We start from the raw sequence: 24,114 nt of genomic DNA on the forward strand, positions 1-24,114 counted from the left end.
CTGCCCACGTCGCCGGCCGCGGTGGCCGCTCCCGCTCCGTGCACGGCCACGACCTGCGCGGCCCCCGCGAGCCGGCGCCGACCGGAGCTCCCGTCGAGCTCGGCGCGCAGGACGGGGTTCGACTCCAGGATCAGGTCGCGGCGCTGGCCGTTGGCCAGGATCGCGTCGTTCAACCGGCTCCGCACCGCGTGCAGGTGCCCGCGCCGCGCGGCCAGCAGGTCGCCGCGGGTGTGCGGAACCCCGCCCGCGATGAGGATTCCCGAGTACCAGGGCAGGCGGACGCGCGCGTGGCGGGCGTGGGCGACGTGGAGGCGCGCCAGCTCCCCGTCGACCGCTGCGAGCTGCGCTTGCTGTCGGTACATCTCCGCCTCGAGCCGGGCGAGCACGCGCCGCTTCAGCCGCAGCTCCACCCGCTCGGCGCGCTCGGTCCGCGCGTTCGCCACCCGCTCCCGCAGCTGCCCGATCCACGCGCGCGACTGCTCCGGCAGCCGTCCACCGACCGCGCGGAACAGCAGTCGGGCGGGCCACGTCACCGCGCTGAACAGCCACCGCACGAGCGTGAGCGGGGTGACCTCCGCCTTCCTGCCGAACGCCTCCACGCCGACCTTGAGCAGGGACACGCGCAGTTCGAGGAAGTTCGGCAGCGCCGCTGCGGCCGGGCCGATGCCGAGCCCGAGGTGGAGCTGCGCGACGTGGTTGGCGAACCGCCACGCCCGCACCGACCAGTCCTGCGACACCACCCAGTGCGCGAGACGGCGGACAGGGTGGAACCCGACCACGACCGGCGGGGACGCCCCGACCACCATCTTCTTGCCCGGCACGTAGAACGCGACGGTGAAGACCGAGATCCGGAACAGGTGCGCCACCACCGCCTGCAGCTCGGCACGGCCCAGCAGGAACAGGCCCAGGAGCCGGTTCTTCTTCTTCGGTGCGCGCTTCGCACCCTCGGCGAGGTCGAGCACCGAGCCGTACCCGTAGTTGCCACCGCTGAACTTGAGGTTCATCCGGACAAGGCCGTTCCAGAGCTGGAAGGGCAACGGCACGACGATCGAGACCAGCTGCTGGGTCCCCACGACGAAGGCCCGGTTCCACAGCGCCGCGCGGAGCCGGGCGCGCAGCGTCCGCCGTTCTGCCGGGTCCTGGCGCTTCAGCTTCAGGTGCAGCAGCTGGTACGCGTACCCGCCCACCGGGCCGATCCACTCCTGGAACCAGGTCGGGTAGAGCCGCCACTCACGCTGGACGGACACCGTGGGCCCCGCCGGCGTGCTCGACCGGTCCCACAGCTCCCGCACGTAGGCGGGCGGCGACCACACCATCCGCAGCGCCGAGACCGCGCCCTGCCACACCGGCCCCCAGTCGGGGGACCTGGTGCGCACCGCCGCGCCCCAGCGCGACCCCGCCAGCGCCGGGCCGTACACCGCGACCGCGACCAGCACCACGGTGGCCGTGCCGATACCGGGCACCCACGACGCGGCGTTCGACACGGCACCCGCCGTGACGCCGGCAGCGGTGTCCGCCCCGAACAGCTGACCGGCCAGCACCGGAACCAGCACCGTGGCGATGCGTCCCGACCACCGCAGCGCCGGCGGTGCCCGCGGGTGCACGCTCCCCCGGAGCCGCGATCCCCGCAGCCCGGCCACCCCGCGCGCGATCGCGACCGCCACGGCGACAGCGCCCACCGCGGCGGCCACCAGCACCGCGGGACCCGTACCCCCGAACAGGTGGACCGCGCCGACAACCGCGCCGACGAGCGACACCGCGCCCACCACCCCCGGTCGAACGGAGCCGGAGTCGCGACGCGGCGCGGACGTGCCGGCGCCGCCCGACGGGACGGCGCTGCCCCGCGCTGTGGTCCCCGTCGTGGTCCCGGCCGGCCCGAGACGGATGACGACAGCCGTCTTGTTCCCGGCGCCTCCGCGGCCGGTAGCCGTATCGATGAGGGCGTCGGCCGCCGGGCCCGAGCCGGACGCCGCGGACACCACGGCGCCCAGGTCATCGGCGGCCGGGAAGAAGTCGTGCAGCTCGTCGGTGGCCAGGACGACCGTGACGGCCTCGCTGACCTCCCGCACCTCCACCCCGGGCTCGAACGCGGCGTCGCGGCCCAGCCAGCGGTTGATGTACTGGACCGGGTTCGGGGTCGCCTCGACCTCGTCGTGGTGCACCTCGCTCCACGTGTGGTCGCGGGTGACCTGCTCGGTGCGCCCACCGGACCCGACGAGGTACCCGCGGCTGTCACCCACCCACACGAAGGCGAGCTGCACGGTGCCCCGGGTGGTCGGGGTGGCCACCACCAGCAGGAAGGTGGTGGTGAGGCCGCCTCTCGCGATCGCCTGCTGCGCTGCGGCGTACGCGGCTCGCGCGACGTCCTGCCCGGACGCGGCCGGGTCCTGCGCGAGCGCCGCCTCCATCGCCGCGGTCACCGCCGCCTGCGACGCCGGGGTTCCGAGCGCGTTGCTGCCCTGCTGGTCGGCGACCACCGCGACGATTCGCCCGTTCGCCGCCCGCGCCGCCGCCATCGCGTCGAAGTTCTGGTTGTCCTGGTGGCCCGGGTCGGTGCGACCCGCCACGCCGTCGAAGTCGAACCCGAGTCGCCCCTTCGCGTCCTGGCCGTCCCGGGGCAGCGTGCCCGAGCGGGTGACGCCGGAACCTTCGGTCACCGGCGGCACGTCGACCCGCGGTGACGGCAGGGCAGGGGTGGACGGGGAGGCCGTTCCGGGCCCCTCCTCGGTCGCGCGGCGGGCCGCCAGGTTCGCCACGAGCGCGGCCCGGTGTTCGAGCAGCTGCGCCCTGCGCCACAACAGCCACGTCAGCGGGTTGACCCATTCGCCGGTGACGGGCAGCGGATCGACGTCGCGCGTCATCATCGCCGCGATCAGCGCGTTCACCTCGCGCAACTGCCGCTCGACGCGGGGCAGCCGGGCCTGCTGGCGCGGGATCGTCGCGTCGTACAGGCGCAGCACTCGCCGCTGCACCCCGGCCTGGGCGCGGGCGCGTCGCTCCGCCAGGCTCCGGCGCCACAAGACCTTGCTCCACAACGCCTCGGCGGCCCGGCGCACCCGCGACGGCAGACCCGCCCAGTACCGGTGCGCCAGCTCGCCCGCGGCCGTGACCTGCTCACCCAGCCACTGCGCGGGCCGCGAGGCCACGACCACGTCCTTCTTCCCGCCATCACCGACGATCTTCTGCAGCGAGGAGCGCCCCTCGACGAAGTTCGGCAACATCGCGTTGCGAGGACCGATGCCGATGCCGGGCTGGACCTGGGTCAGGAACTCGAACGGCCGCCACGTGAACGGGCTCCAGCCGTGCACCGCGAACCAGTTGCGCATCCGCAGCAGCAGGTTGAACCGCTGCCACCCGACCAGCCTCGGCGGCGCGACGACGCGCTCGATCTGCTTGCCCGGCACGATGAACGCGATCACGAAGAAGTCGACCCGGAACAAGCCCAGCACGTAGACCTGCACCGACGCCCGCACGAACCAGAACGTGCCCGCCGTGCGCGGCCGCTTCAGCGTCCCGTCGGAGACGTCGACGAGGTCGAGCACGCTCAGCGCACCGAGGTTGCCGGCGCTGAGCTTCACCCCGGCGCCGAACAGCCCGGTGTCGATCTCCGGGCCGACGGAGGGGAAGTACCACGGCAGGCCCCCGGTGAACGCCCGGTTGTACCGCAGCTTGCGGAGGTACTCGCGAGCACGCTCCCACCAGGCCGTGACCGCAGCCCTCCGCTGCGCCAGTCCGCGCGGTCCCAGCTCGCCCTGCTCCCGCTTGAGCCAGACCTTCGGGGCCTTGGGCCCGCGCTTGAAGTGGAGCAGCTGGGTGATCGCCATGGCCGCGGCGAGGTGCTTGTTCACCATCCACAGGACGGCGTACTGCAGCCCCGTCACGTAGAGGCGGTGCTCCCAGACCAGCCGCTTCTTCCACCACTCCCGCGCGTGGCCCAACCGAGCCGCCGCTGCTTCTGCCGTGGCCCGCAGCCACGGCGGTGCACGGGGGTTCACGGGCGTACGCCACGAACCGACCCCGACCAGCACCCAGCCCGCCGCCAGGGTCGCGCCGCCCCACGCGGTCAGCGCTCCCGAACCGGCCACCGCGATCCAGATCCCGGCGCCGGCAGCCGCTCCGGACAGGAACCGGAGCCCTCTGTGCAGCAGTTCCGTACCGCGGTCACCGGCACCAGCCCGGCCCTCGCGCAGCCGCTTCCACACCTCGGTCGCCCGCTGCATCGCCCGTGCCCGCACCGGACCCGGCAACGCCGCAGCGCTCCGCCGGGTCGGCGGCGCCGGGGACGACATCATCCGGTCCAGGCGCTTCGCGGTCTTCTCCGCCTGTTCCAGCAGGTGGTGCCGGACATCGCGGTGACCGTCGAACACGGGGTCGCCGTGGCGCGCGTCCGGGTGTGCGAAGTGCAGCTCCTCGTGCTGGAAGACGTCGAACAGCCAGCCGTCCAGCGGGCCCTGCAGCTCCCGGGCCCGACCGTGGTGGCCCCTGTGGCGCGCCTCGACGATGACGTCCCTGATCCGCTGGATCCGCTCGACCAGCTTGGCGTCCATCGCGACCAGCTGCTCGCTGCTGCCCACCCACGCGAACGCGACCAGGTCGTGGACCCAGAGCCTGCGCGCCACCCACGCCGACATCCCGCGCACCGGCAGCAGCCGCAGCACACCCACCGCCGTGCCGTCCGCGCCGCGCACCTCCACCGGTACGACCACGGTGGCGCCCCGCTGCCTGGCCAGCCAACGCGCCAGCTTCCCGCGCCTCCGACCGGTGAGGTCTCCGCCGCCGCGGCGCAGCGGCGCGCCGGTGCCGATGCGGGTGGTGGGCTCGTCCGCGATCTGCCCGCGACGCGGACCGGGCAGTCCGGCAGAACGCGTGCCGGCGGAGGATACCGACGGCCAGGTGGCGACGGCGAGAACCGCAACCAGCAGGTTGGCGCCGAGGGCAGCCGCTGCCGGGACGATCGCGCCCGGCACCGCGAGCCCGATGGCCAGGAGCACGCCGGGCGCGGACACCGCGAAGAGGATGAGCCGCCGGCTCGGCGGCCCTCGGATCGGGCTGGCGGCGTGGAGCCGGTGGAGCGCGACGAGGGCGACGCCCACGGCGGCCGCGGTCGCCAGCTGTGTGATCAGGCCGGCCAGGGCCAGCACGGCGACGCCGCCTGCCAGCAGGCCCATGCCCATCGCCTGGAGCAGGACCGGCACGCGCGCGGTGCGAGCCGGGGTCTGCGCCCACCATCCGGTGCCAGGGCTGCGCGGCTCGCGGCCCGGCCAGTGCTGGGGCGCGGTGGCGCTCAAGCGGCGCAGCGCCGTGAGCAGCCGCGTGCGGGTGTTCTCGTCCCAGTCGAGCCCGTGGCGGTCGGCCAGATCCCGGATGGCACGCGCGCCGAGCTCCTCGGACCGCCAGGCTGCCCGCATCAGGTCGACGAGCTCGACCGCCAGCCGCCGGACGTGGCGCGGCGCACGGTCGTCGACCGCTCGGTCGAGCAGTTCGGAGAGGCCGTCGAGGGCACGGACGGGGAGGTCGTTCGTCCGCCACCAATCGAGGAGCAGGGCTGCGCGCAACCGCGCGCGCTGCGCGGACGGGGACGGGGACCACCGGTGGCCGGTCTCGGCCTCCGCTCGTTCGAGCCGCTCGGCGGCTCGCCGGACCGCCTTCGCCGCGCCGGCCTGGGCTGCGCGGGCCTGCCGGAGCTCGGCCCGAGCCGCTCGCTCGGTGCTGGGGTCCTTCCGCACCGCGGGCGGTCCCGCCGACACCGCAGCACGGCGGTGTGCGCGCATCGCGAGCTGGTGAATCCTGATGGCGGCCCGCAGGCCCGCCCGCGCCCGGTCCACCTCGGCGCGCTGCGGGTCCGAGGCCTGGAGATCGGCGAAGCGCTGATGGGCCTTCGCGGTCTCGGCCCGCAGCTGCGCAACCCTGACGCGAGCCTTCTCGGCCTTCTTCGCAGCCTTGTCGAGGACACGCTCGAGCCGCTCGACCGCGGCGAGGACGCGGGCAGCTCTCTCGACGTCACGCGGGTCGCCTGCGCGCTCGGATCGCTCGAGCGCCTGATAGGCCTCCTCGGCTCCCTCGAGCGCCTTCCGGGCTTGCTCGAGCTCGCGCTGGGCCACCCGGTGGCGCTGGTCGGCGTTGGTCAGCGCGTGTGATGCGTCGGCGTAGGCCTTCCTGGCCTGACGCAGCTCATGGCGTTGCCGTGCGCCATCGACGTGGGCGGCGTGCTCGTCGAGCACGGCTCGGTACTCGGCAGCCTTGGCGCGCGCCAGCGCGGCGCGGGCGCGCCACTCCTGCTCGAGAGCGGCGGCCCGCTCGGCTTGCGCGCGTCCACTCCGCCGCGTCTGCGACGTCGTGGTCCGGTCCTCGTTCTGCTGCCCGGTCAGGCTCGACTGCCAGCGGCTCCTGTCGCGCTTGAGCGGCGGAAGCTGCAGGGACCGCTGCTGCCCGGCGGTCGCATCGCGGATCTGATCGGCCTCGTGCCGGTAGGCGTCGGCGAGGTCGGACCAGTACTCGTACTCGTGCTGCGCCTCGACGATCGCGGCGTCGCGGGCGGCCTCGGCCTGGCGTTGCCTGGACTCCGCCCTCTTGCCGGCCACGTGCTGGCGCCATGCACCCTTCTCCTGCCCGAGGCGCTTGATCAACCACCAGTGCGGTGCGGAGACGTGCGCAGGCCGCAGCGCGCGCTCGAGCCGCCCGACGTGGTCGCGGTGGTCGAATGCGCCACCGGACCGCCAGACCGCGCCGCGCTCGATCATCGGCCCGTCGTTCACGGTCTTCCGGAGGAACGGCACCAAGACCGCCCGGTGGCGGTACGACTCGCCCGTGTAGACGGTGCGGGTGGTGTCGACCCTCTGGTCGGGATGCGTGCCGAACTCGCGCAGCCAGCGCCAGTCGTAGGCGGGTGTGCGGTACGCGGGCGCTACCAGCTGCGTGTCGGTCGGGGCGGGCGCCTCCTTCTCCAGGTTCGTCTTCGGCTGTGCATGGGGTCGGGCCGCCGCGGCAGCGGGATCAGTGCGGTTGCCCCCGGTCCGCTCGACCGTGGGCGCGGTGTGGGACTTCTGGCCCGCGATGTCACCGACGCGGGCGCCCGGCTGCTCGCCGAGTGCCCGGTGCGACGACGCATCGACCTGGCGTACCTGCCCCGCAGGACGTGTCGGCGTGCCGGCCCGCTCGACGAGCGGGAGCTGGTAGAGCCCACCCGCGACCGCGGTCACGGCGACGGCAGCCGTCAGCTTCCTGGTCTTGGCAGCGAGCCGTCGCACCCAGCCGGAGCTGACCTGGCCGTGGTTGAACTCGCTCACGGTCGGTGCCGGATCGCGCTTGCCGTGCGGGCCCGGGCCGCTCTTGCGGCCGGCCGGCGCGCCGTGCACCGCGGAGGCCTTCACGTCGTGCTTGCGCACGGTGGTCGGCTTGCCGGTGCCGTGCTCGACGGTCCGCACGGTGTAGAGGTCGTACCTACCGGCGCCCGGAGGCCCTCGCTTGGGTGAGACGAGCAATCTGTCGCCGGCGGCGGACCCGGTGGTGGCCGGGGTGACGTGCTCGGGTGCCGGCTTCATGCCGGGCTGCCCGGTCGCCGCGGCCTGGTCGACGCCGCCGTTCCCGCCCGACTGCTGCGTCGCCCGGCCACCCGTGGCGGCGCTGTCCGGTGGGACGACCGGCTTCCTCGACGGCGGCGCCGCCGGCTCAGGGCGGGGCGGCGTGCCGCCGCCGGTCAGGGCGGCCGGCAGATCGCTCGGGGAGGCGCCGGTCTGGCGATTCCCGCCCTGGCGCTGCCGCTCCATCCCGTTGTGCTGCTCGTCGGCGTGGCCGGGTCGGGATTCACCCTCGTAGCGCATCTGGGTGCCGACATGGGCGCCGTCGTCGAGACGAACGGCGGCGGTGCCGCCCTCGCCGAGGATCTGGAGGCCTCCCTCGCCGAAGGACCGTGACAGGCCGCCCTCCGCAGCCAGCGCGTCACGCAGCTGCCCGGCGTCCTGGATGTTCGGGTCCTTCAAGGCGGTGACGACATCCTCGACGGACATCATCTTGTTCTCGCCCATGATCCGCTGCACGCGGCTGGTCACCGACCCTGCGCCGGCCACGGACTTCGCCCCGCGGGCGGCGAGATCAGCGGCTTTCGCCGCGGCTGCGGCGAAGCGGTCGGCGAGCGCCGTGACGGACCGACCGACCCGACCGCCGTCACTCGCTCCTTCCCGAGGTACGGCGGGGGGCGCCGACGCCGCTGGTTCGCCCGGCCGCGCGGCAGGGGCGGCAGGGGCGGCGGGACCGGCGGGATCAGCACCCTGCGCCGACTTCGACTCTCCCGGCGCGCGAAGGGAGATGGTGCCGCCGAAGCGGGAGGGGGCCGCCGTCGCCGGGGCCGTCCGGCCGTCGCGAGCACCGCCCTCCGCCATCCGGCCGGCCGCGTCCCGGTACGCGCCCCTCGTCGACTTCGCGGCGTTGCGGTACGTCAGGTTGGTGGCATCGGCCGCGTTCCGGTACGCCCCGGACGTGATGTCGGCGGCCTTCCGGTAGGCGTCGTCCGCGGTCTTCCGCGCCTGCTGCAGCGCCTCCGGGGTTCCGGCGGCGGCAGCCTCCCGGTAGGCGCGGTTCGCTGTCTCGGCCGCGTCTCGATGTGCGCGATCCGCGGTCTCTGCCGCGCTCCGCTGGTAGCCACGGGCCTGCGTGTCGGCCTGTGTGCGCTCCCGGGCCGCGGGGCCCTCGGCGGCGCGGCGTACGGAGCCTTCGCTGCGCGCCGGAGCCTCGAGCCGCTCCACGGTGCCCGGCTGGTCGCCCGGGGTGCGGGAACCGGCCGTGTTCGTGGCGGCCCACGCCTGAGCCGATGGGCCGCGCCCCCGCGTCCGCTGGACGTAGGCACCGCCGCTCCCGTTGTGGCGCACCTTGTAGCGGGACTGGCCCGTCCAGTGTCGAGGTGCGCCGCTGATCGCCCCGGCCACGTCGGCCTGGCTGACCGGCGCCGCCTCTGTCGAGGTGTTCAACCGACGGGTGAGCGTGCCCACCGAGATCTGCGCCTTGCTGGACGGCAGCAGCTCGTTGATCCGCTCGGTGAGCGGCCGGCTGGCGGTCCCCGCCGTCTCGCCGCGTAGCAGGCCTCCACCACCACGTGCCGGCGTGGCCGCCGTGGGCCGCCCGTAGCGCCCCACTCCGGCCGCGCCCATGACGGTGGCCCCGAAAGCCAGGTTGTGCACCGCCATTTCGCGCGTGCCAGGCGTCATGGAGTCCCAGTCCCGCACCGTGTGGTAGGCGCTCTCCACGTACATCCCGGCGAAGGAGGTGTGGGCGACCCCGCGGTAGGACGTTGCGGCCCCCCGGACCACGGGGTTGGACGCCGCCCGCGCCGACAGTTTCGGCAGCGCCGCGGAGCCCAGCCTGCCGAACCCGATCGGCGCGGTGGCGAGCATCAGGACGTCCGAGCGGGCGGTGGCGTTGGTCAGCGGGTTGACGCTCTGGTTGTGCTTGTGCCGCTGCCAGAGGTCCTCACCGGCGGCCGCGGCGTAGTAGGACGCCCCGCCGGCGATCAAGGAGGTGCCGACGACGGCGACCGGGATCGTGACGGGGGCACCGATGCCGGCGGAGCCGATCGTGGCGGCGGCAGCAGCGACATCCAGCGCCATACCGGTGAGGATCATCACCGGAGCGGCCTTCTCCATGACCTTCTCGGAGGTCGAGGTGTGATGGGCCGAGGTGATGGTCAGGTCGAGCTCGCCCCCGGTCGTCGGGTTCTTCGCCGACAGATCGCTCAGCGCGATGATCTCCGAGTCGTCGGCCAGCTCGTTGCGATCCCGGTAGTTCTTCAGCGAGGTGTAGGTCCCACCGGCGGCATCGATGAACCGGTACTTGCCGTCCTTGTTCCTGACCCGGTACAGCGCCATCGGGGTCCACTCGTCCTGGCCACCGTGGCGGTACAGGAACGGGACGGTCTCGGCCTTCGCTCCCTTGCGGCCCTCGTCGCGCAACGCCTTGAGAACGGCGTCGGCGGCGCCCTCGTCGCCGCCGAGCTGGGCGAGGAGGTTCTTGCGCCGCTTCTCGCCGCTCCCGAGACTGGCGATCTTGAACGTGCTCAGCGCGAAGTCGTCCACCGACTGCTGCGAGGCCAGGTCGGCGAGCTCGTCCTTCGACAGGGACCTGATGTACTTCTCGAGCGCCTTGGGCGCGTCGTTCCTGTACCCGGGCTGCCTGACGTAGGAGCCCAGGATGGGGGTGGTGTCGTCGTTGACGGTGGGCAGGCCGATGTCGGCCTCCCCGAGCTTGCGGTTGCCCTTGAGCTTGTTACCGGCCGCGCGCTGCTCCGGGTTGCGGCTGAGCGCGGAGTAGTTCAGCGACGCCACACCGTTTGCCCAGGCGAGCCCCTCGACCAGCTTCTTGTTCTTCTTGTCCGCCGACAGCGCGGTGATCGTGTCGTTCAGCCGGTCGAGGTCGGCGTCTCCCGCACGCAGCCGGCCGGCCCACCGCCCATCACCCGAGGCGCCCGCCCACGCCAGGTCGCCGGAACGCGGGTCGGCGCCCACCCCGCTCGCCTTGGGCTGCACCTCATCGATCGCACCGTTGAGCTTCTTGGAGTCCTTCTCCAGCGCCTTGTACCGCGCGTCGAGCGCGTCGGTCTTCGCGTCGAGACGCAACGCCATGGCGTTGTCGTACGGTCCGGCCTTGAAGGCGATCACGTTCTTGCGGTGCGCCGCGGCGTCCTTCTCGTAGGCGGCGGTCTGCCGGTCCTGCCGGGTCTGGTGAGGTCGCAGACCCAGCAACGCGATCTGCGACGGGTCGTAGCGCAGCCCCGAGTTGCCGCCCTTGCCCCCCTCCAGCTTGGCCAGGGCGCGTTCCTCCACGGTTGGCCGGTCCGGGTCGTACGCGCTGCCCGGGCCAAGTGAGCCGGCGACCTGGCTGTAGTAATCCCGCACCGCAGGATCTCTGATCAGCTTCGGGTCCGCGGCCTTGACCTTGCGCCGCACGTGGGTGGCGTCATCGACACCGTTGAGGATGCCGCGCGCAGCGTTCCACTCGGGTAGGAACCCCGGGTACTTCGCGTTCAGCGCATCCACCTTCGGCTGCAGCCTCGCGCGCTCCGCAGCGCTGGTCCCGCCACCGCTGGCGTTGGCCTTGTCGATCGCATCGAGGGTGGGCTCGATGTCCTTGTCCCAGACCTTGCCGTACTTCTTGTGCAGCCGGTGGTCATCGCTCTGCGCGCCGAGGTACTCCCCGGCCATCAGGTCCCGATCGGTCTGGGAAAGCTTCGGGGACAGGAAGCCGGTCTTCGGGTCCCGCTTCTGGAGCGCCCGGTCGTAGGCCTTCCTGTCCTCCGCGCTGAGCTTGGCGCGCGCCGCCTTGGTCAAGGGCAGCAGGCCGTCGCTCACCTTCCAGTCGATACCGAGCTTCTTGGCCGTCTTGCGCATCTCCTTGGCCAGCGCCTTGTCCTCGGGCGTGTTCAGGGACGGCCGCAGGAAGGTGTCGTCCAGCACCAGCGCCCAGGATTCGTCCGGGTCGCCCTTCCACTCGAACTGGCGGACGCCCTTCGAGCCCTTGCACTTGCCGCTTCGGCAGGAGTAGCCCTGGTGGGAGCCATCGGCGTTCTCGTAGAGCAGCCGGGTGCCAGGCATGGAGCAGTGCTTCTTCGACTCGCAGTGGACGTCGTCCTTGACGCTGTCGGTCACGGTGGTGCCCTCGGCACTGGTCCCGCTGCACCCGCCTCGCAGGGAGCTCGCCGAGCAGACCGCGAACCCACCGTTGCCGTGGTCGTCCCGGTTGACCTGGGTGTACTGGCACGAACCCCAGCACGACTGCCGGTCCCCGTCGGGGGTGTAGGTGGTGATCTTGCGTCCGGCGTTGGTGATCTCCCGGTAGCCGCCCGGCGTCTCGCCCTTCCCGGTGGCAAGGTGCTCGACCCAGTGGCACACGTCGCAAGTGGTGTTCTTCTTGCTGATGCCGGGCCCGCTGACCGAGCAGTGGCCCGCGCAGTCGAGCACGCCGCCCTTGCCGTCGCGGCCGGGCGAGCTGCCCTTGAGCTGATCGATCGCGTGCCGACCCTGGTAGACGACCTTCGGGTCAGGCGAGTTGATCTTTCGGTTGTCCCGGTTGGTGACGACGTAGCCCTCTTTGAGCGTGATGCGCCCGGTCTGGCCGGTGGCGAAGTCCCACGTCGCCGGATTGCCGGCGGCGTCGCGGGTGGTGATGGTGCTGACGTGGTCGGCGGTCCGGCGCGTCTCGTTGTCGACGTCGATGATCACCTTGTTGCGGTCGGCCCTGAACGTGTCGCCGTCCGCGGTACGGAAGAAGCCGGCGCCGTTGAAGGCGACCTGCGCGGGGGCACCGGCCTTGGTGCGGCCCACGAAGCTGCCGCCGGCCTTGCCGATCTCGACGTGGTCGATCTTGCCGGGGTTGCGGGGGTTCGGGGCGTCGACGGTGCAGGTGCCCGTGCAGTCGCCGTAGAAGCGCTTGTTCTTCCCACCCACGAACGTGGCCGCCGTGGTGTTTCGCGACGTGGTGGAGCGCGTGACGGTTCCGCTGACGCCGTCGCGCATCGCACCCTTGCCGGCGATCATCCCGGTTCGGTTGCCGTGCTCGTCAGCGGACAGCCGGAAGCCGCCGCTGCTGTGCGCCGTGTCCCTCGACCTGCCCTGCCCCGTCGGGTTGCTCCCGCTGAACTGGTGGCCCTCCTTCGCCGAAGGGTCGTACCGGCCCTTCTGACCGTTCTTGCCCGTGATCTCCATCGGCTCGTCGCACTCGGGACCGCAGGGGTTCCCGTGCTGAGCGCCGTTGGACTCGGTGACGACACCGGAGTCGCGGATCTGCGTCTCGACGGTTCCGTCGGTGTTGCGGACGATCAGGGCGACGTCGCCGTCGGCCTCCCTGACGGCGAGGATCTCACGCTTCTTGCCCTTCAGCTTCTCGGCGGCCGCGAGCGCTTCCTGGATCGTCTTGTAGGGCTTGAGCTTGCCGCCCTTGCCCTTCGTCCCCTTGGCCCCCGGCGCCGGCCCGACGAGGACGAACGTGTTGGCACCGCCTTCGCGGAAGCCCGGGCAGCTGCCGGTCGTGCACTCACCCCAGCCGCCGTCCTTCCCGCCGTTCGGGCCGGCCACGGCGTGCGCGGTGACGCCACAGCCACCGTTGCTGCCCGAGCACTCGGTCCAGTGGTTCGCGCTCCACTTCCGCGTACGGCCGGACCCGGGGTCGGTGTCGGTCGCGCCGGCCGAGTCGGCCGCGTGCGCTGTGAACGGGGACGCGCAGTTCGCCGCCCCGGAGCAGGTGGCAGAGGCCTCGGCGTGGTTGCCCTTGACGTAGGCCCGCACCGCGACCGAGACGCCGCCGCCGCCCATGCCGCCACCACCGGAACCGGAAGCAGACGCCTCGGCCCACGACTTCGTCCGGCTCTTCTTCCGGTCTCCGGCGAAGGCCGACAGGCTCGCCTCGTAGTGATGGCTGCAGCTGGTGCCCGCGCTCCCGTAGCAGGACGCCGACGCGTTCGCAGACTTCGTCCCGTCCGGCGACACGGCCGAACCCGCCTGCGCGGTGACCGCGACCCAGCCGCCGCCCATGCCACCCGAACCCGAACCCGAGGCATCAGCGGATGCTCCAGGAGCGGAAGCGGCCAACCGCGCCGAGTACGAGTAACCGCACGAAGTACCCGCGCTGCCCTGACAGGACGCGGCGGCCTGCGCCGACCCGTTGCCCGCCTGCGCGGAGGCCGAGGTCGTCACCTGGCCGGCGCCCGTGGTGCCCGCACCGTGACCGGCCGCATGCGCCCGTGCCGCGCCGCCGCCCGCCCGCGCGGAGGTGCTCGCCCGATAGGAGTAGCGGCAGCCGGCGTTCTTGCTGCCCTGGCAGGCTGCGGCAGCCTGCGCACCGTCGGCGCCGGTCTGGGCCTGAGCGCTGGTGCCACACCAGCCCGAGCCCTCCCCGCCACGGGCACCACAGCCGGCCGAAGCCGCGGCCCGGTTGCCACCGGTGGCCGAGCCGGCCTTGCTGCTCGCGGAGTAGCTGTGCCGGCAGGTCGAGCCCGAGCTGCTCTGGCAGGCCGCCGAGACCTCGGCTCCGGACTCGGTCGCTCCGACCCGACCGGAAGTGGCGCACTGCCCGTTCTTCCCCGCCGAACAGTCGGTGCGCGAGGTCGCCTTGTTGACCCCGCCCAGCGCGGCAGCACGAGCCGTGCCCTCGGTACGGGTGCGGCACCCCGTGCCCGCGCAACTCGCAGTCAACTCGGCGACGCCCTTGGCCGCGAAGCCACCGGTCGAGGACTCGCATCCGCCCGCCGTAGCGCACGTGGCGGTGGAGCTCCCCTTGACCTTCGCCGCGCCCACGGCGTTCGACCGCGACGAGGTACGGGTGGCACATCCGGTCTTCGAGCCGTCATCGCAGGCTGCGGACACCGTGGCGGTGGTGGTGGCGAAGCGCTGCTGGGTCTTCGCCCCCGGCGCGGCGGACGCCGTCGAGGAGGTGGTGCTGATCTGCGCCCGGCAGGCGGTGCTGCCGGCGCAGCCGGTCGAGCCCTTCGCGGTGCTGGTGCTGCGTTGGCCCTTCGGTCCGGCGGCGGTGGTGACGCTGCCGGTGAGCGTTCCGGTGCAGCCGGCCTCGGGGCAGTCGATCTGGGAGCCGGCCTGCGCGTTGCCCGACGAGCCGGGGAGGGCCTTCGCCTTCTTGCCCTTGCCGGTCTTCTGGCCGGAGTCGCGCCCGGTGGAGGCGGTGGCCTCGCTGGTGGTCCCGCACCCGCTCGCGGCGGCGGTGCAGGTGGCCGCGGTCTGCGTGCGGCCCGGCGTGCCGCTCGTGGCGCCCGTGGTCGCGGCGGTGCACCCGGCACCGGCGCACTGCGCGGTCGCATCCGACTGCGCCAAGGTGGCCGGCGCCCCGGTGACCGGCTTCGCGGCCTCGGTTGCGGTCTTGCGCGCTGCCTTCGCCGCCTTCGCGGCCGCGGCGGCGGTCTTGCGCTGCGCGGCGGTCGCGCCCTCACGGGCGGCGGTGTCTGCAGCCTGCGTGGCGCGCTGCTCGGCCTCGAGGGCCTGCTGCTTCGCCTGTTCGGCTGCGTCGTTCTGCTGTTCTGCGACGATGTCGGCCACGACCTGACCCGACCCCGCGGTCGAGCTGGTGGAGGCCTGGCAGCCGCTCTCCGAGCTGGTGCAGCTGCCGGTGGAGGACGATCCGCCCGCCGGTGGGCCGCGCGCGCCCACCCCGCCGCTGCTGGTGCTCGGGCCGTCGCTGCCCGATGCCGAGCTGCGCGCGGTGCCGGAGCAGCCCTCGGACCCGGAACAGTCCAGGGTCGCCGAGGACATCGACCAGCTCGACGCGCCGGGCACCGTCGGCGCACCGGAGCCCGCCGAGGAGCCGGGGGCCGTGGGCGCGGGCGGCGTGCTGGGCTCGTCCGGCCCCGGCATGCCCTGCCCGCCCTGGTCGCCGGTGTCGTCGCCACCGGTGGTCCCGCTCGACACCGTCGCGTTCTCGGTGGAGCGCGCCTGCACCAGCGGGGCGATGCTGTTGGCGTCCGGTCCCGAAGAGGCGCCTGCGTTCGTCACGGCCTGGCAGGAACCACCCGACACGCCTTCGCAGGATCCCTGGCCGCGCGAGCCGCGCGCGTGCGGGGAGGTGGCAGGGTCCGTCGCGGACGCGGCGCTCGTGACCTTCCCCTCGCAGACGCTGTCCCCGGAGCAACCCAGCTGGGCTCCCGCGACCGACGCCGCGGACGGTCCGGCCGGGCGGCGACCGGCGTGCAGCGGCGTCGCGCTGTCGGCGGCCAGTTCTGCGGTGACGCCGGGCCCGGTCGAGGACACCGAGCGCGTCTCGGCGTGGCAGCTGCCGCCCCCGGCCGTGCACGTGGTCGAGGCCGTCGACGTCCGCGGCTTCCCGCCCGCCACGGCACCGTCCCAGGCGGCCGAGCTGGTGCCGGCGCTGCCCGAGCAGCCGGCCGACTCGCAGTCCACCGACGCGCTCGCCGAGGACGTGCTGGACGGGCCGCTGGTCGCCTGGCCCTTCACCGGGAGCCCGGTCTTCGGGTCGATGCGGAGGTGGTCCGGCGCGCTGGATGCGTCCGAGGTGGTCTCGCCCCGGCAGTCGCCGCCGGTCACCGTGCAGGTCGCGCTGCTCGACGACCCGCGGCGATGCGGCGAGACCGCGGTGTCGCGGGCGCTCGTCGAGCTCGTCGCCTTCCCGCCGCAGGAACCGTCGCCGCCGGAGCACTCCGCACCGGCCGCGGCGTGCGAGACGCTGACGGGGCCGGACACCTGGGCCACCCCGGGCGTCGCCGCCGTGGAGGCGTCACGGTTCTCGATGCGGCTGCCCGCCTCGCCCGAGCAGGAACCCCCGGCGCCGCGGGTCTCGCAGGCCGAGCCGGCCTTGCTGTCGCGCGTGCCCGTGATGTCGCCGGAGGCCGCGGCCGTGGTGGCCGTGCGGCCCGTGCCCGTGCAGGACGCGGTGGAGCAGTCGGCGCCGGCGCGCGCGTCGCTGGAGGCGTCGAGCACCGCGCGGCGGGTCACACCGGTGACGGAGGCGGCGTCGCCGGCCGAGTCGCCCTCGGAGTGCGCCACCCCTGCGCTGGACGACGCGTCCGCGGCGCAGTCGCCGTCCGCGGTGGTACAGCCGGCCGAGCCGCTCGTCGTGCGGACCGCGGGCTTCTTCGTGGAAGCCGCCGTGGCGGTCGGGGCCGTGGTCGAGACCGATGCCTTCGTCGTGGTCGAGCCCGTGCCGGAGCAGCGCGTCGCGCCGTCGCAGCCGGCCTCGACGTCGGCCGAGGCCCGGTACCCGTCGCGATCCTGCTCGTCCTCAGAACGCTCGATGCTGCTACGCGCACCGCACGAGCCGGCCTTCGTCGTGCAGCCGGCCGTGGACCCGGCGTCGCTGGTCCAGGTCGATGCCGGGCGGGCCGCCTTCGTCGCCGTCGCGGCGGCGAGGTGCGCCGTGCTCGCGTCCTCGTCGGTGGTACCGGAGGCCGAGCCGTCGGTCCGGGTGGAAGCCCGCCCGGCGCAGCCGCCGGCCCCATCGGCGCAGCCGGCGTCCGCCTCCGCGGTGACCGTCTCGTCCTCGTCGACCGCCACCGCGGCCGAGCCCTCACAGCCCCCGGAGGCGGCCGTGCAGCGGTCCGACGCCGAGCCCTTGTGCACGGTCTTGCGCGACACCTTCTCGGCGGCGCTGCGCCCGGCCTTCGCGCCGTCCGCGCCCGAGTCCGCCCCACCGCTCGCGCTGCCCGAGCACGAACCGCCGTCGGTCCGGCACTCGGCGACCGCATCCGAGCGGTCAGCGCGGCTGCTCTGCGCGCAGTCGCCCGAGCACGTGCCCGACGCGGACGTCGTCCGGCTCGAGTCGCGCCCGGTCTCGTGCGCCGCCTTCTCGGCGGTGTCGCCTGCGGCCTTGCCGCCCGTCTTCCCGGACGTCGCGCTGCTGCGGCAGTTCTTGCTCGACCCCTTCAGCGCGCAGGACGCGGACGCCTTGGTGTCGCCGACGCGGGTCGAGACCCCGCACCCGGTCGAGCTCCCCGACACCGCGATGCACTCGTCGCGGTCCTGCTCTCCGTCATCGTCCTGGCTCACCGCTCCGCAGGCGACGAACACGCCACTCGACCCGCACCCGGCGGCGGAGCCCTTCCCGTCCAGATCGTCGTCCTGCACGGTGTCCGGGGCGTCGACACCGGCCGCCTCGCGCAGTTCGTCGGTGGACTCGTAGACCTGCTTCGTGGCGCGCTCGTGCGCCTTGACGTGCTTGCGGTACGTGGCCGCCTTCATCTCGCCCGCGGAGACCTTCTTCTTCTCCCGCTTCAGCGCCGCCGACCGCTTGCCGATGTCGCGCTGCCCGTCGAGGACCTCGTCCACCAGCTCGGCCCGCTCGGGCGAGAGCTGTGCGCTGTCCGACTCGACCTGCTGCGACAGCCGCTCGTGCTTGCGCTGCTTCTCGGCGTAGGACTTCTTCGCCTTCGCCGCCTTCTTCTTCGCGGCCGCCGCATCCTTCTTGGCGGCTGCCGCCTTCTTCTTCGACGTCGTCTTCGACGGCTTCTTCGCGGCCGCCTTCTCCGCGGCAGCGAGCTTCTTCTTCTCCTTGGTCAGCGTGGCCTTGCTGTCGGCCAGGTCCAGCCGCCCGTCCAGGACCCGCTCGGTCTGTTCGGCCGAGTCGTCGTACTCGCGCTCGTCCTCGTCCTCGTCGGACCGCTCGTCGTCCGACGTCGACCGCAACACGCTCGCGCGCGGGGGCGCGCGCTCACGGGCGTGCGAACCGCCCCGCTTCGCCCGACCCTCGTCGGCGCTCGCCCGGTCGGCCCGCTCCTGTCGCAACGCGTGCCGGTACGCCGTCTGCGGCGCCTCGCCGGCGTCCGCCTTCTTCTTGTGCCGCTTCGAAGTGGCAGCCTTCTTGTGCCGCTTCGAGTCGGCGGCGGCCTCCGCGCGCTCCGAACGCTCCGCGTCGAGACGCTCGGCGACGTCCTCGAACTCCTCGCCGAGGCGCTCCGCGGCGGCCTCCACCTTCTCGCGCAGCGCGTCCGCGTCGATACGGCCGCGGGTCTTCTCAGCCTTCTTCCGGTCCTTCTGGGCCTTCCGGCCGCGATCGGCCTTCGCCTCCTCCGCCGAGCTCTCGGTGGGGTCGGCCTCGTCCTTCTTCGCGGCGGCCTTCTTCGCAGCGGTCTTCTTCTTAGCTGGCTTCTCGCCGTCTCCGGCCTCCGCCTGCTTCGAGGCGTTCTTCCCACCGTGGCCGGCCTTGGCCGTCTTCCCGCTCGGCTTCTCGCCGTGGCCGGGTTCGGCCTCCTCCTCGGTCTCGTCCGCGGTGGCGGCCTCGGTCTTCTTCTCCGACTTCTCCGACTTCTCGCCGTCTGCACCCTTGCCCTGCGAGTTGCCGGCGCCGGATTCCTTGCCCTGCTCCTCGGAGTCCTTCGGGTCACCGGAACGCTTGCCCTGCTTCTCCGACTTGCCGGCGTCCGATTCCTCGCCCTGCTCCCCGGAGTTCTTCGGGTCACCAGATCGCTTGCCCTGCTTCTCCGACTTACCCTGCTTCTCCGACTTGCCGTCCGAGTCTTCGTCCTTGCTCTCGGACTTCTTCTTGCCGTCCGAGTCCTCGTCCTTGTCCTCGGACTTCTTCTCGTCGCCGGAGTCCTCGTCCTTGTCCTCGGACTTCTTCTCGTCGCCGGAGTCCTCGTCCTTGTCCTCGGACTTCTTCTCGTCGCCGGAGTCCTCATCCTTGTCCTCGGACTTCTTCTCGTCGCCGGAGTCCTCATCCTTGCTCTCGGACTTCTTCTTGTCGCCCGAGCCCTCGTCCTTCTTCTTCGACTTGCCGCCGTCCGAGCCCTTGTCCTTGCCTCCCTTCTGGAGGCTCTGCGAAGCGGCACCCGCCGGAACGACCGCCGCAGCGGAAGCCGGCGTCGCCAGGAACGCAGCCCCGACCCACATCGCGGCGACCGCGACACCGAGGCCGAACGTCCACCTCACGGCCACCAGGAGCCGGTCGCTCGGCGAGAGCCGCAGCCGCACGGCGACATCACCGCACGCGGAGAGGCCACTGGCCCCACCGTCGTGACGAGGATGCGTGCGCATGCGAAGGACTCCCGTGGATCGTGGGCACCGAGGTGCGAGAGGGCAGAGGAACTGCGAGACCGTCGCCATGGAGGCATGACAGACAGAGGAGACGTGCTGCACGTCGCGCCAGAGGCAGCGACCCGCTACTGGACGGTGTTCGTCACGCCCAGGTGGCCAGGTGCCGGAGGACCGAGTTGCGCAACGTCAGCAACCAGGCCACCGACCCGAAGGCCGTACCGCACGGCGAGATTAACAGAAGGTTTCCAGGCAGGGCACAGGAGTGAGCGCAACGGTGACGTGATGCGCACCACGTCCGATTCGTCCTGATTTTGTGGCTTTGCGTGATTCGCCCGTCGCTCGACGCGCCGGTCACGGATCCGCGAGCTCACCTTCCAGCTCTCCACCGAGGGATGACGACGGGGGTGGGGCCTCCGCATCGCGGAGCCGGCAACTCTCAGTGCGACTGCTCGTAGCAGGCGGCAATCGTGGTGGCGCGGTTGCGGAGGGCGGTGCGCAACCATTGCGGGGCCAGCGCTTCCGCGTTGGTGCCGAGCTGCCACAGTGCCCATTCGGCGTGCCGCGAATCCTGGAAGGTCACCTCCAGCCGCAGCCAGCCGTCCGCGCCGGCTTCCTCGGCGCGGACGGCCAGTGCGGTGTTCAGCAGGTCCTCCCGCATCGCCGGATTCACCCGTGCCAGCACGGTGACTTGGTCGCCGCCGGTCCGGAAGCGCGTGCTGCGTTCTTGCCAGACCTGATCCAGATCAACCCGCTTCGGTCGCTGTGCGGGCTCGGTGAGTTCCTCGGCGCCCAATACCCGGGAGAGTCGGTAGGTGCGGTCTGCGCCAGACCTCGTGGCCAGCAAGTAGCTCTGGCCACGTGCGGTGACGAGGCCGATCGGGTCCACCGTGCGCCATTTCGGGGCCTGGTCCACAGCCGCGTAGTGGATGCGCAGCTTGTGCCCGGCGAGCACCGCGCGCCGAACCTCGGCCACCACGGTGTCGGATACCTCTTCAGCGACCAGCGGGCGCGCGAGGAAATCCGTCTCCGGCTCGATGAGCAATCGCTGCGCCGCGTCGCTCGCGGTGGCCCGGTAGCTTTCGGGCAGCGCGTCGACCACCTTGAGCATCGCCGACGCGAGCGCCGAGCCGAGGCCGAACACCTGTGCGCCGCGCCGCGATCCGGCAACCAGCAGAGCGAGCGCCTCGTCGTGATTCAGTCCGGTGAGCTCGGTCTGAAAACCGGGCAACAACGAAAACCCGCCGTGCCTGCCGCGTTCTGCGTAGACCGGAACGCCGGCCGCGGACAGCGCCTCGATGTCGCGCAGCACGGTGCGAGGGGTCACCTCCAGCTCGCGGGCCAGCGTTGTCGCCGTCAGCCGACCGTGCTGGCGCAGCAACAGCACCAGCGAGACCAGCCGGTCGGCGCGCATACGAGAACGTTACCAGAATACATGACCAAGGATGTCGTGTATTGGTGAGAGGCTCATGGATGTAGAGGACCTCGACGAATCAAATGGAGCTGATAGGACAATGGATCGAACGGCGGTCAACCCGGTCACGTGGTCGGTGGGGATGGGATTCAACCAGGGTGAGGTCGTCTCGGGGCAGGCCCGAACGCTGTACTGCTCCGGGCAGACCGCGATGAGCAACGACGGCAAGCCCCAGCACGACGGTGATATGGCGGCACAGTTGACGCTGAGTGTCGACAACCTGGAGGCCGTGCTCGAAGAGGCCGGGATGTCCCTCGCGAACCTCGTGCGGCTCAACGTCTACACCACCGATGTGGATCTGCTTTTCCCGCACTACGGAGTGCTGGCATCGCGGTTGGGCGCGGCAGGGGTGGCACCGGCCACCACGATGCTCGGGGTGACACGGCTGGCGATCCCCGGTCAGATGATCGAGCTCGAGGCAACCGCCGTCGCCTGATTCACTTCGCTCGCCCCGACCCCCGAGATCCTCGACCACGCCGGCCGGCCTCTTGCGCCTGGTGCAACCGGTCGCCCACGCCCCCCTCTCCTCTCACGCGACCCGTCGACGGGGTGCGTGGCGGGCGCCGAACCGGGGGCGCGACCGGACACGAGAGGGATGGTGATCGCTGCGAGAAGTACCTGACGTCGCCGCGACAGCACCCACGCACTTCTCGGGCCGATCACCAGGCCGTGATCACTCCGACAGGTACGCCACCGTCGCAGCACCCGCACCCAGGTACTGATCAGATCGATCACCGCAAACCGCGACCCGGCCAGCGAAGATCGACCGACCACCATGTGCCCGTGATCGACGCAGCGCCCGCGGTGCAGACCTGACCGATTCGGCAACCGGCTCCATGTGACGCCCTCACACCACTCCTGGCGATCATGACGACGCGCCGGCGTGCGCGGCGTACGTCAGCGCGGTCGCGGGCGACCTGACGTGCGGCTCGCGCGTCGGCCGCATGATCAAAACTGGCGATCGCTCCGCACTAAGCTCCGCCGTCATGCGCTTCTACGCCGAGCGTCCCGCCCGCGCGTTCCTGCAGCTGCTGGCCGACGTGCTGGCCATCGGCTGGGTCACGCTGTGCGTGCTGGTGGCGCGCGCAGCACACGGCGTGGTCCTCCGCCTGCAGGAGCCGGCGAGGGCGCTCGCCGGGGCGGGCGACTCCATCAGCGGCGCGTTCGACGGCGCTGCGCGCACCGCGTCCGAGGTGCCTTTCGTCGGCGACGATCTCGCGCGGGCGCTGGCCACCGGCACCGGGGCGGGTGACTCCCTGACCACCGCGGGCCAGGAGCAGGTGGAGACGATCGCCGCCGTCGCTCTCGGCACGGGCGTCGTCGTCGTGCTGCTCGGCGCGCTCCCGGTGCTGCTCGTGTGGCTGCCCCTGCGGCTGCGCTACGCCCGGCTGGCCCGCTCGGCGGTCGCCGCCCGCGCCGTCGACACCGACCTGCTCGCGCTGCGCGCCATCGCCCGCAGGCCGGTGCGGCAGCTGCTCGCGGTATCGCCCGACCCGGCCGCGGCGTGGCGGCGCGACGACCGCGGCGTCGTTCGCGCGCTGGCGGCACTGGAGCTGCGCAGCCTGGGCCTGCGCGCCCCGAGAACCCCGCCCGACTGAGCGTCCGGAGGCGGGCCTCAGCCCACCACCGTGAACGTCTTGTCGTCCGTCAGCACCGGGCGCCCCTCGCCGCCGGACGGGTCGTCCTCGCGGATGCGCACCGTGTAGTCGCCGGGTTCCAGCGTCACCGTGAACCTGAAGGGCGCGAACCGCTGGCCCTCGCTCGTGCTCGCGGCCCCCTTCTGCACGAGGGCGCCGTCCTGGAGCACCTCCCAGAGCACCGTCGCCTCGAAGACCGCGGCCTCGCCGCTGACCTCGACCTCCCGGCCGACCTGCGCGCCGTCGGCCGGGGCGTCGATCTGCACGAGCGAGCGCAGCGCGTAGGGGTCGCCGCGCTCCACGGGAGCCGAGGTGTCGACCGCCCCCCACAGCTCGGGCACGGGCTGCCCGTCGACCAGGATCCGGACGGGGGAGCTCGACTGGAGCGCGCCCTGCACGGTGAACACCAGCTGCTGCACCGTGAGTTCGGCGAGGCCGGCACCCACCGCCCCGACCCCGGTGCCGGCGAGGTCGACGACGATGGCGCCCGCGTCCTGCGTGACGGGGGCGCGCAGCGTGGTGCCCGCGGGCCAGTACGTCCGGTAGTCCGGGTCGGCACCGGTGAAGTTCGCCAGCATCTCGCGCACCGCGGCGCTCGCCGGGTCGCCGCCGGCAACGCGGTGGAACTCGCGCTGGAGCCGGTAGCCCGCCGCCGTCTCGTTCACGAAGTACACCGGGACCGTGGCCTGCGGCCCGTCGTCGGGCTCCGGCGGTGGCGCCGGCGTCGGTGTGGGCGCAGCGGTGGGCGAGGGCGTCGGCGTCGGGCCGGGAGCCGGCGTCGGGGACGTCCCGGCGCCGGGCGGCACAGCGGGGGGCACCCGGTCCACGGCATCCGGCTCGGCACCGCACCCGGCGACGAGTGCCACCAGCAGCGCGGCAGCGGACAGGGCGAGCGTCGCACCCCGGCGCGCGACCATCCGATCACCTCCGCGCCCAGGTTCCCGCGCTCGCAGCGCGTCACCCGTTCGGCACGCCGGACCCGCTCGGGTGGCACTCTCCGCCGCATGCCGTTGTTCGCCTTCGAGGGCCTTTCCCCGACCGTCCACCCCGACGCCTTCATCGCGCCCACCGCCACGCTCGTGGGCGACGTGCGCGTCGAGGCGCACGCCTCGGTCTGGTACAACGCCGTGCTGCGCGCCGACTTCGGTCCGATCGTCGTGCGCGAGGGGGCGAACGTGCAGGACGGCTCGGTGCTGCACGGTGGCAACGACCCCGTCACGGAGATCGGCGCCGGCGCCACGGTCGGCCACCTGTGCGTCGTGCACGGCTGTGTGATCGGGCCGGAGGCGTTGATCGGCAACGGGGCGACGGTCCAGGACGGCGCGCGGATCGGGGCCCGCTGCCTGATCGGCGCCGGAGCCACCGTGCCCCCGAACACCGTGGTTGCCGACGACCGGCTCGTGCTCGGCGGCGCCGCCCGTGAGAAGGGCCCGCTGACGGCGTCGGCGCGCTGGTGGGTCGAGGGCAACCCGGCCGCCTACCGAGCCCTCGCCCGCCGCCACCGCGACGGAATCACCCCTGCCTGACGCGGGCC

At 72.9% G+C, this 24,114-nt stretch carries 6 protein-coding genes (1 of these 6 only partly in view); 3 read left to right on the forward strand and 3 right to left on the reverse strand.

Annotated elements, in window-relative coordinates; genetic code table 11:
• Nucleotides 1-19,472: the 5' portion of a DUF4781 domain-containing protein gene (locus CFP66_RS07935; protein ID WP_143517167.1), read on the reverse strand. The gene continues 18,412 nt to the left of window position 1, outside the view; the window shows 19,472 of its 37,884 coding nt (coding positions 1-19,472); it begins with the start codon at nt 19,470-19,472; its stop codon lies beyond the left edge, outside the window.
• 436 nt (nt 19,473-19,908) lie between these two features.
• Entirely contained in the window at nt 19,909-20,883 is a 975-nt protein-coding gene (locus CFP66_RS07940) for a YafY family protein (RefSeq protein ID WP_094921824.1), read from the reverse strand.
• Between the two features lie 100 nt (nt 20,884-20,983).
• Between CFP66_RS07940 and CFP66_RS07945 the strand changes: the two genes are divergently transcribed.
• Both CFP66_RS07945 and CFP66_RS07950 read left to right on the forward strand, forming a co-directional pair.
• Complete coding sequence (locus CFP66_RS07945) at nt 20,984-21,379, forward strand: RidA family protein (protein ID WP_094921825.1); 396 nt, start codon at nt 20,984-20,986, stop codon at nt 21,377-21,379.
• Between the two features lie 550 nt (nt 21,380-21,929).
• Nucleotides 21,930-22,541, forward strand: a complete 612-nt coding sequence (locus CFP66_RS07950) for a hypothetical protein (RefSeq protein WP_094921827.1) — start codon at nt 21,930-21,932, stop codon at nt 22,539-22,541.
• 17 nt (nt 22,542-22,558) lie between these two features.
• Here CFP66_RS07950 and CFP66_RS07955 read toward each other — a convergent pair whose 3' ends face one another.
• Nucleotides 22,559-23,497: a Gmad2 immunoglobulin-like domain-containing protein gene (locus CFP66_RS07955; protein ID WP_094921828.1), complete on the reverse strand. Its 939-nt coding sequence runs from the start codon at nt 23,495-23,497 to the stop codon at nt 22,559-22,561.
• Nucleotides 23,498-23,584: 87 nt separating this feature from the next.
• Between CFP66_RS07955 and CFP66_RS07960 the strand changes: the two genes are divergently transcribed.
• Entirely contained in the window at nt 23,585-24,106 is a 522-nt protein-coding gene (locus CFP66_RS07960; protein WP_094921830.1) for a gamma carbonic anhydrase family protein, read from the forward strand.
• The last annotated feature ends 8 nt before the right edge of the window (nt 24,107-24,114 follow it).

The organism is Pseudonocardia sp. MH-G8 (genome assembly GCF_002262885.1).
Taxonomy (GTDB): Bacteria; Actinomycetota; Actinomycetes; order Mycobacteriales; family Pseudonocardiaceae; genus Pseudonocardia.

Bases quoted from the DNA above. Each gene is read 5' to 3' on its own strand.
- CFP66_RS07940 (WP_094921824.1), bottom strand. From the start codon at position 20,883: ATGCGCGCCGACCGGCTGGTCTCGCTGGTGCTGTTGCTGCGCCAGCAC.
- CFP66_RS07945 (WP_094921825.1), top strand. From the start codon at position 20,984: ATGGATCGAACGGCGGTCAACCCGGTCACGTGGTCGGTGGGGATGGGA.
- CFP66_RS07950 (WP_094921827.1), top strand. From the start codon at position 21,930: ATGCGCTTCTACGCCGAGCGTCCCGCCCGCGCGTTCCTGCAGCTGCTG.
- CFP66_RS07955 (WP_094921828.1), bottom strand. From the start codon at position 23,497: ATGGTCGCGCGCCGGGGTGCGACGCTCGCCCTGTCCGCTGCCGCGCTG.
- CFP66_RS07960 (WP_094921830.1), top strand. From the start codon at position 23,585: ATGCCGTTGTTCGCCTTCGAGGGCCTTTCCCCGACCGTCCACCCCGAC.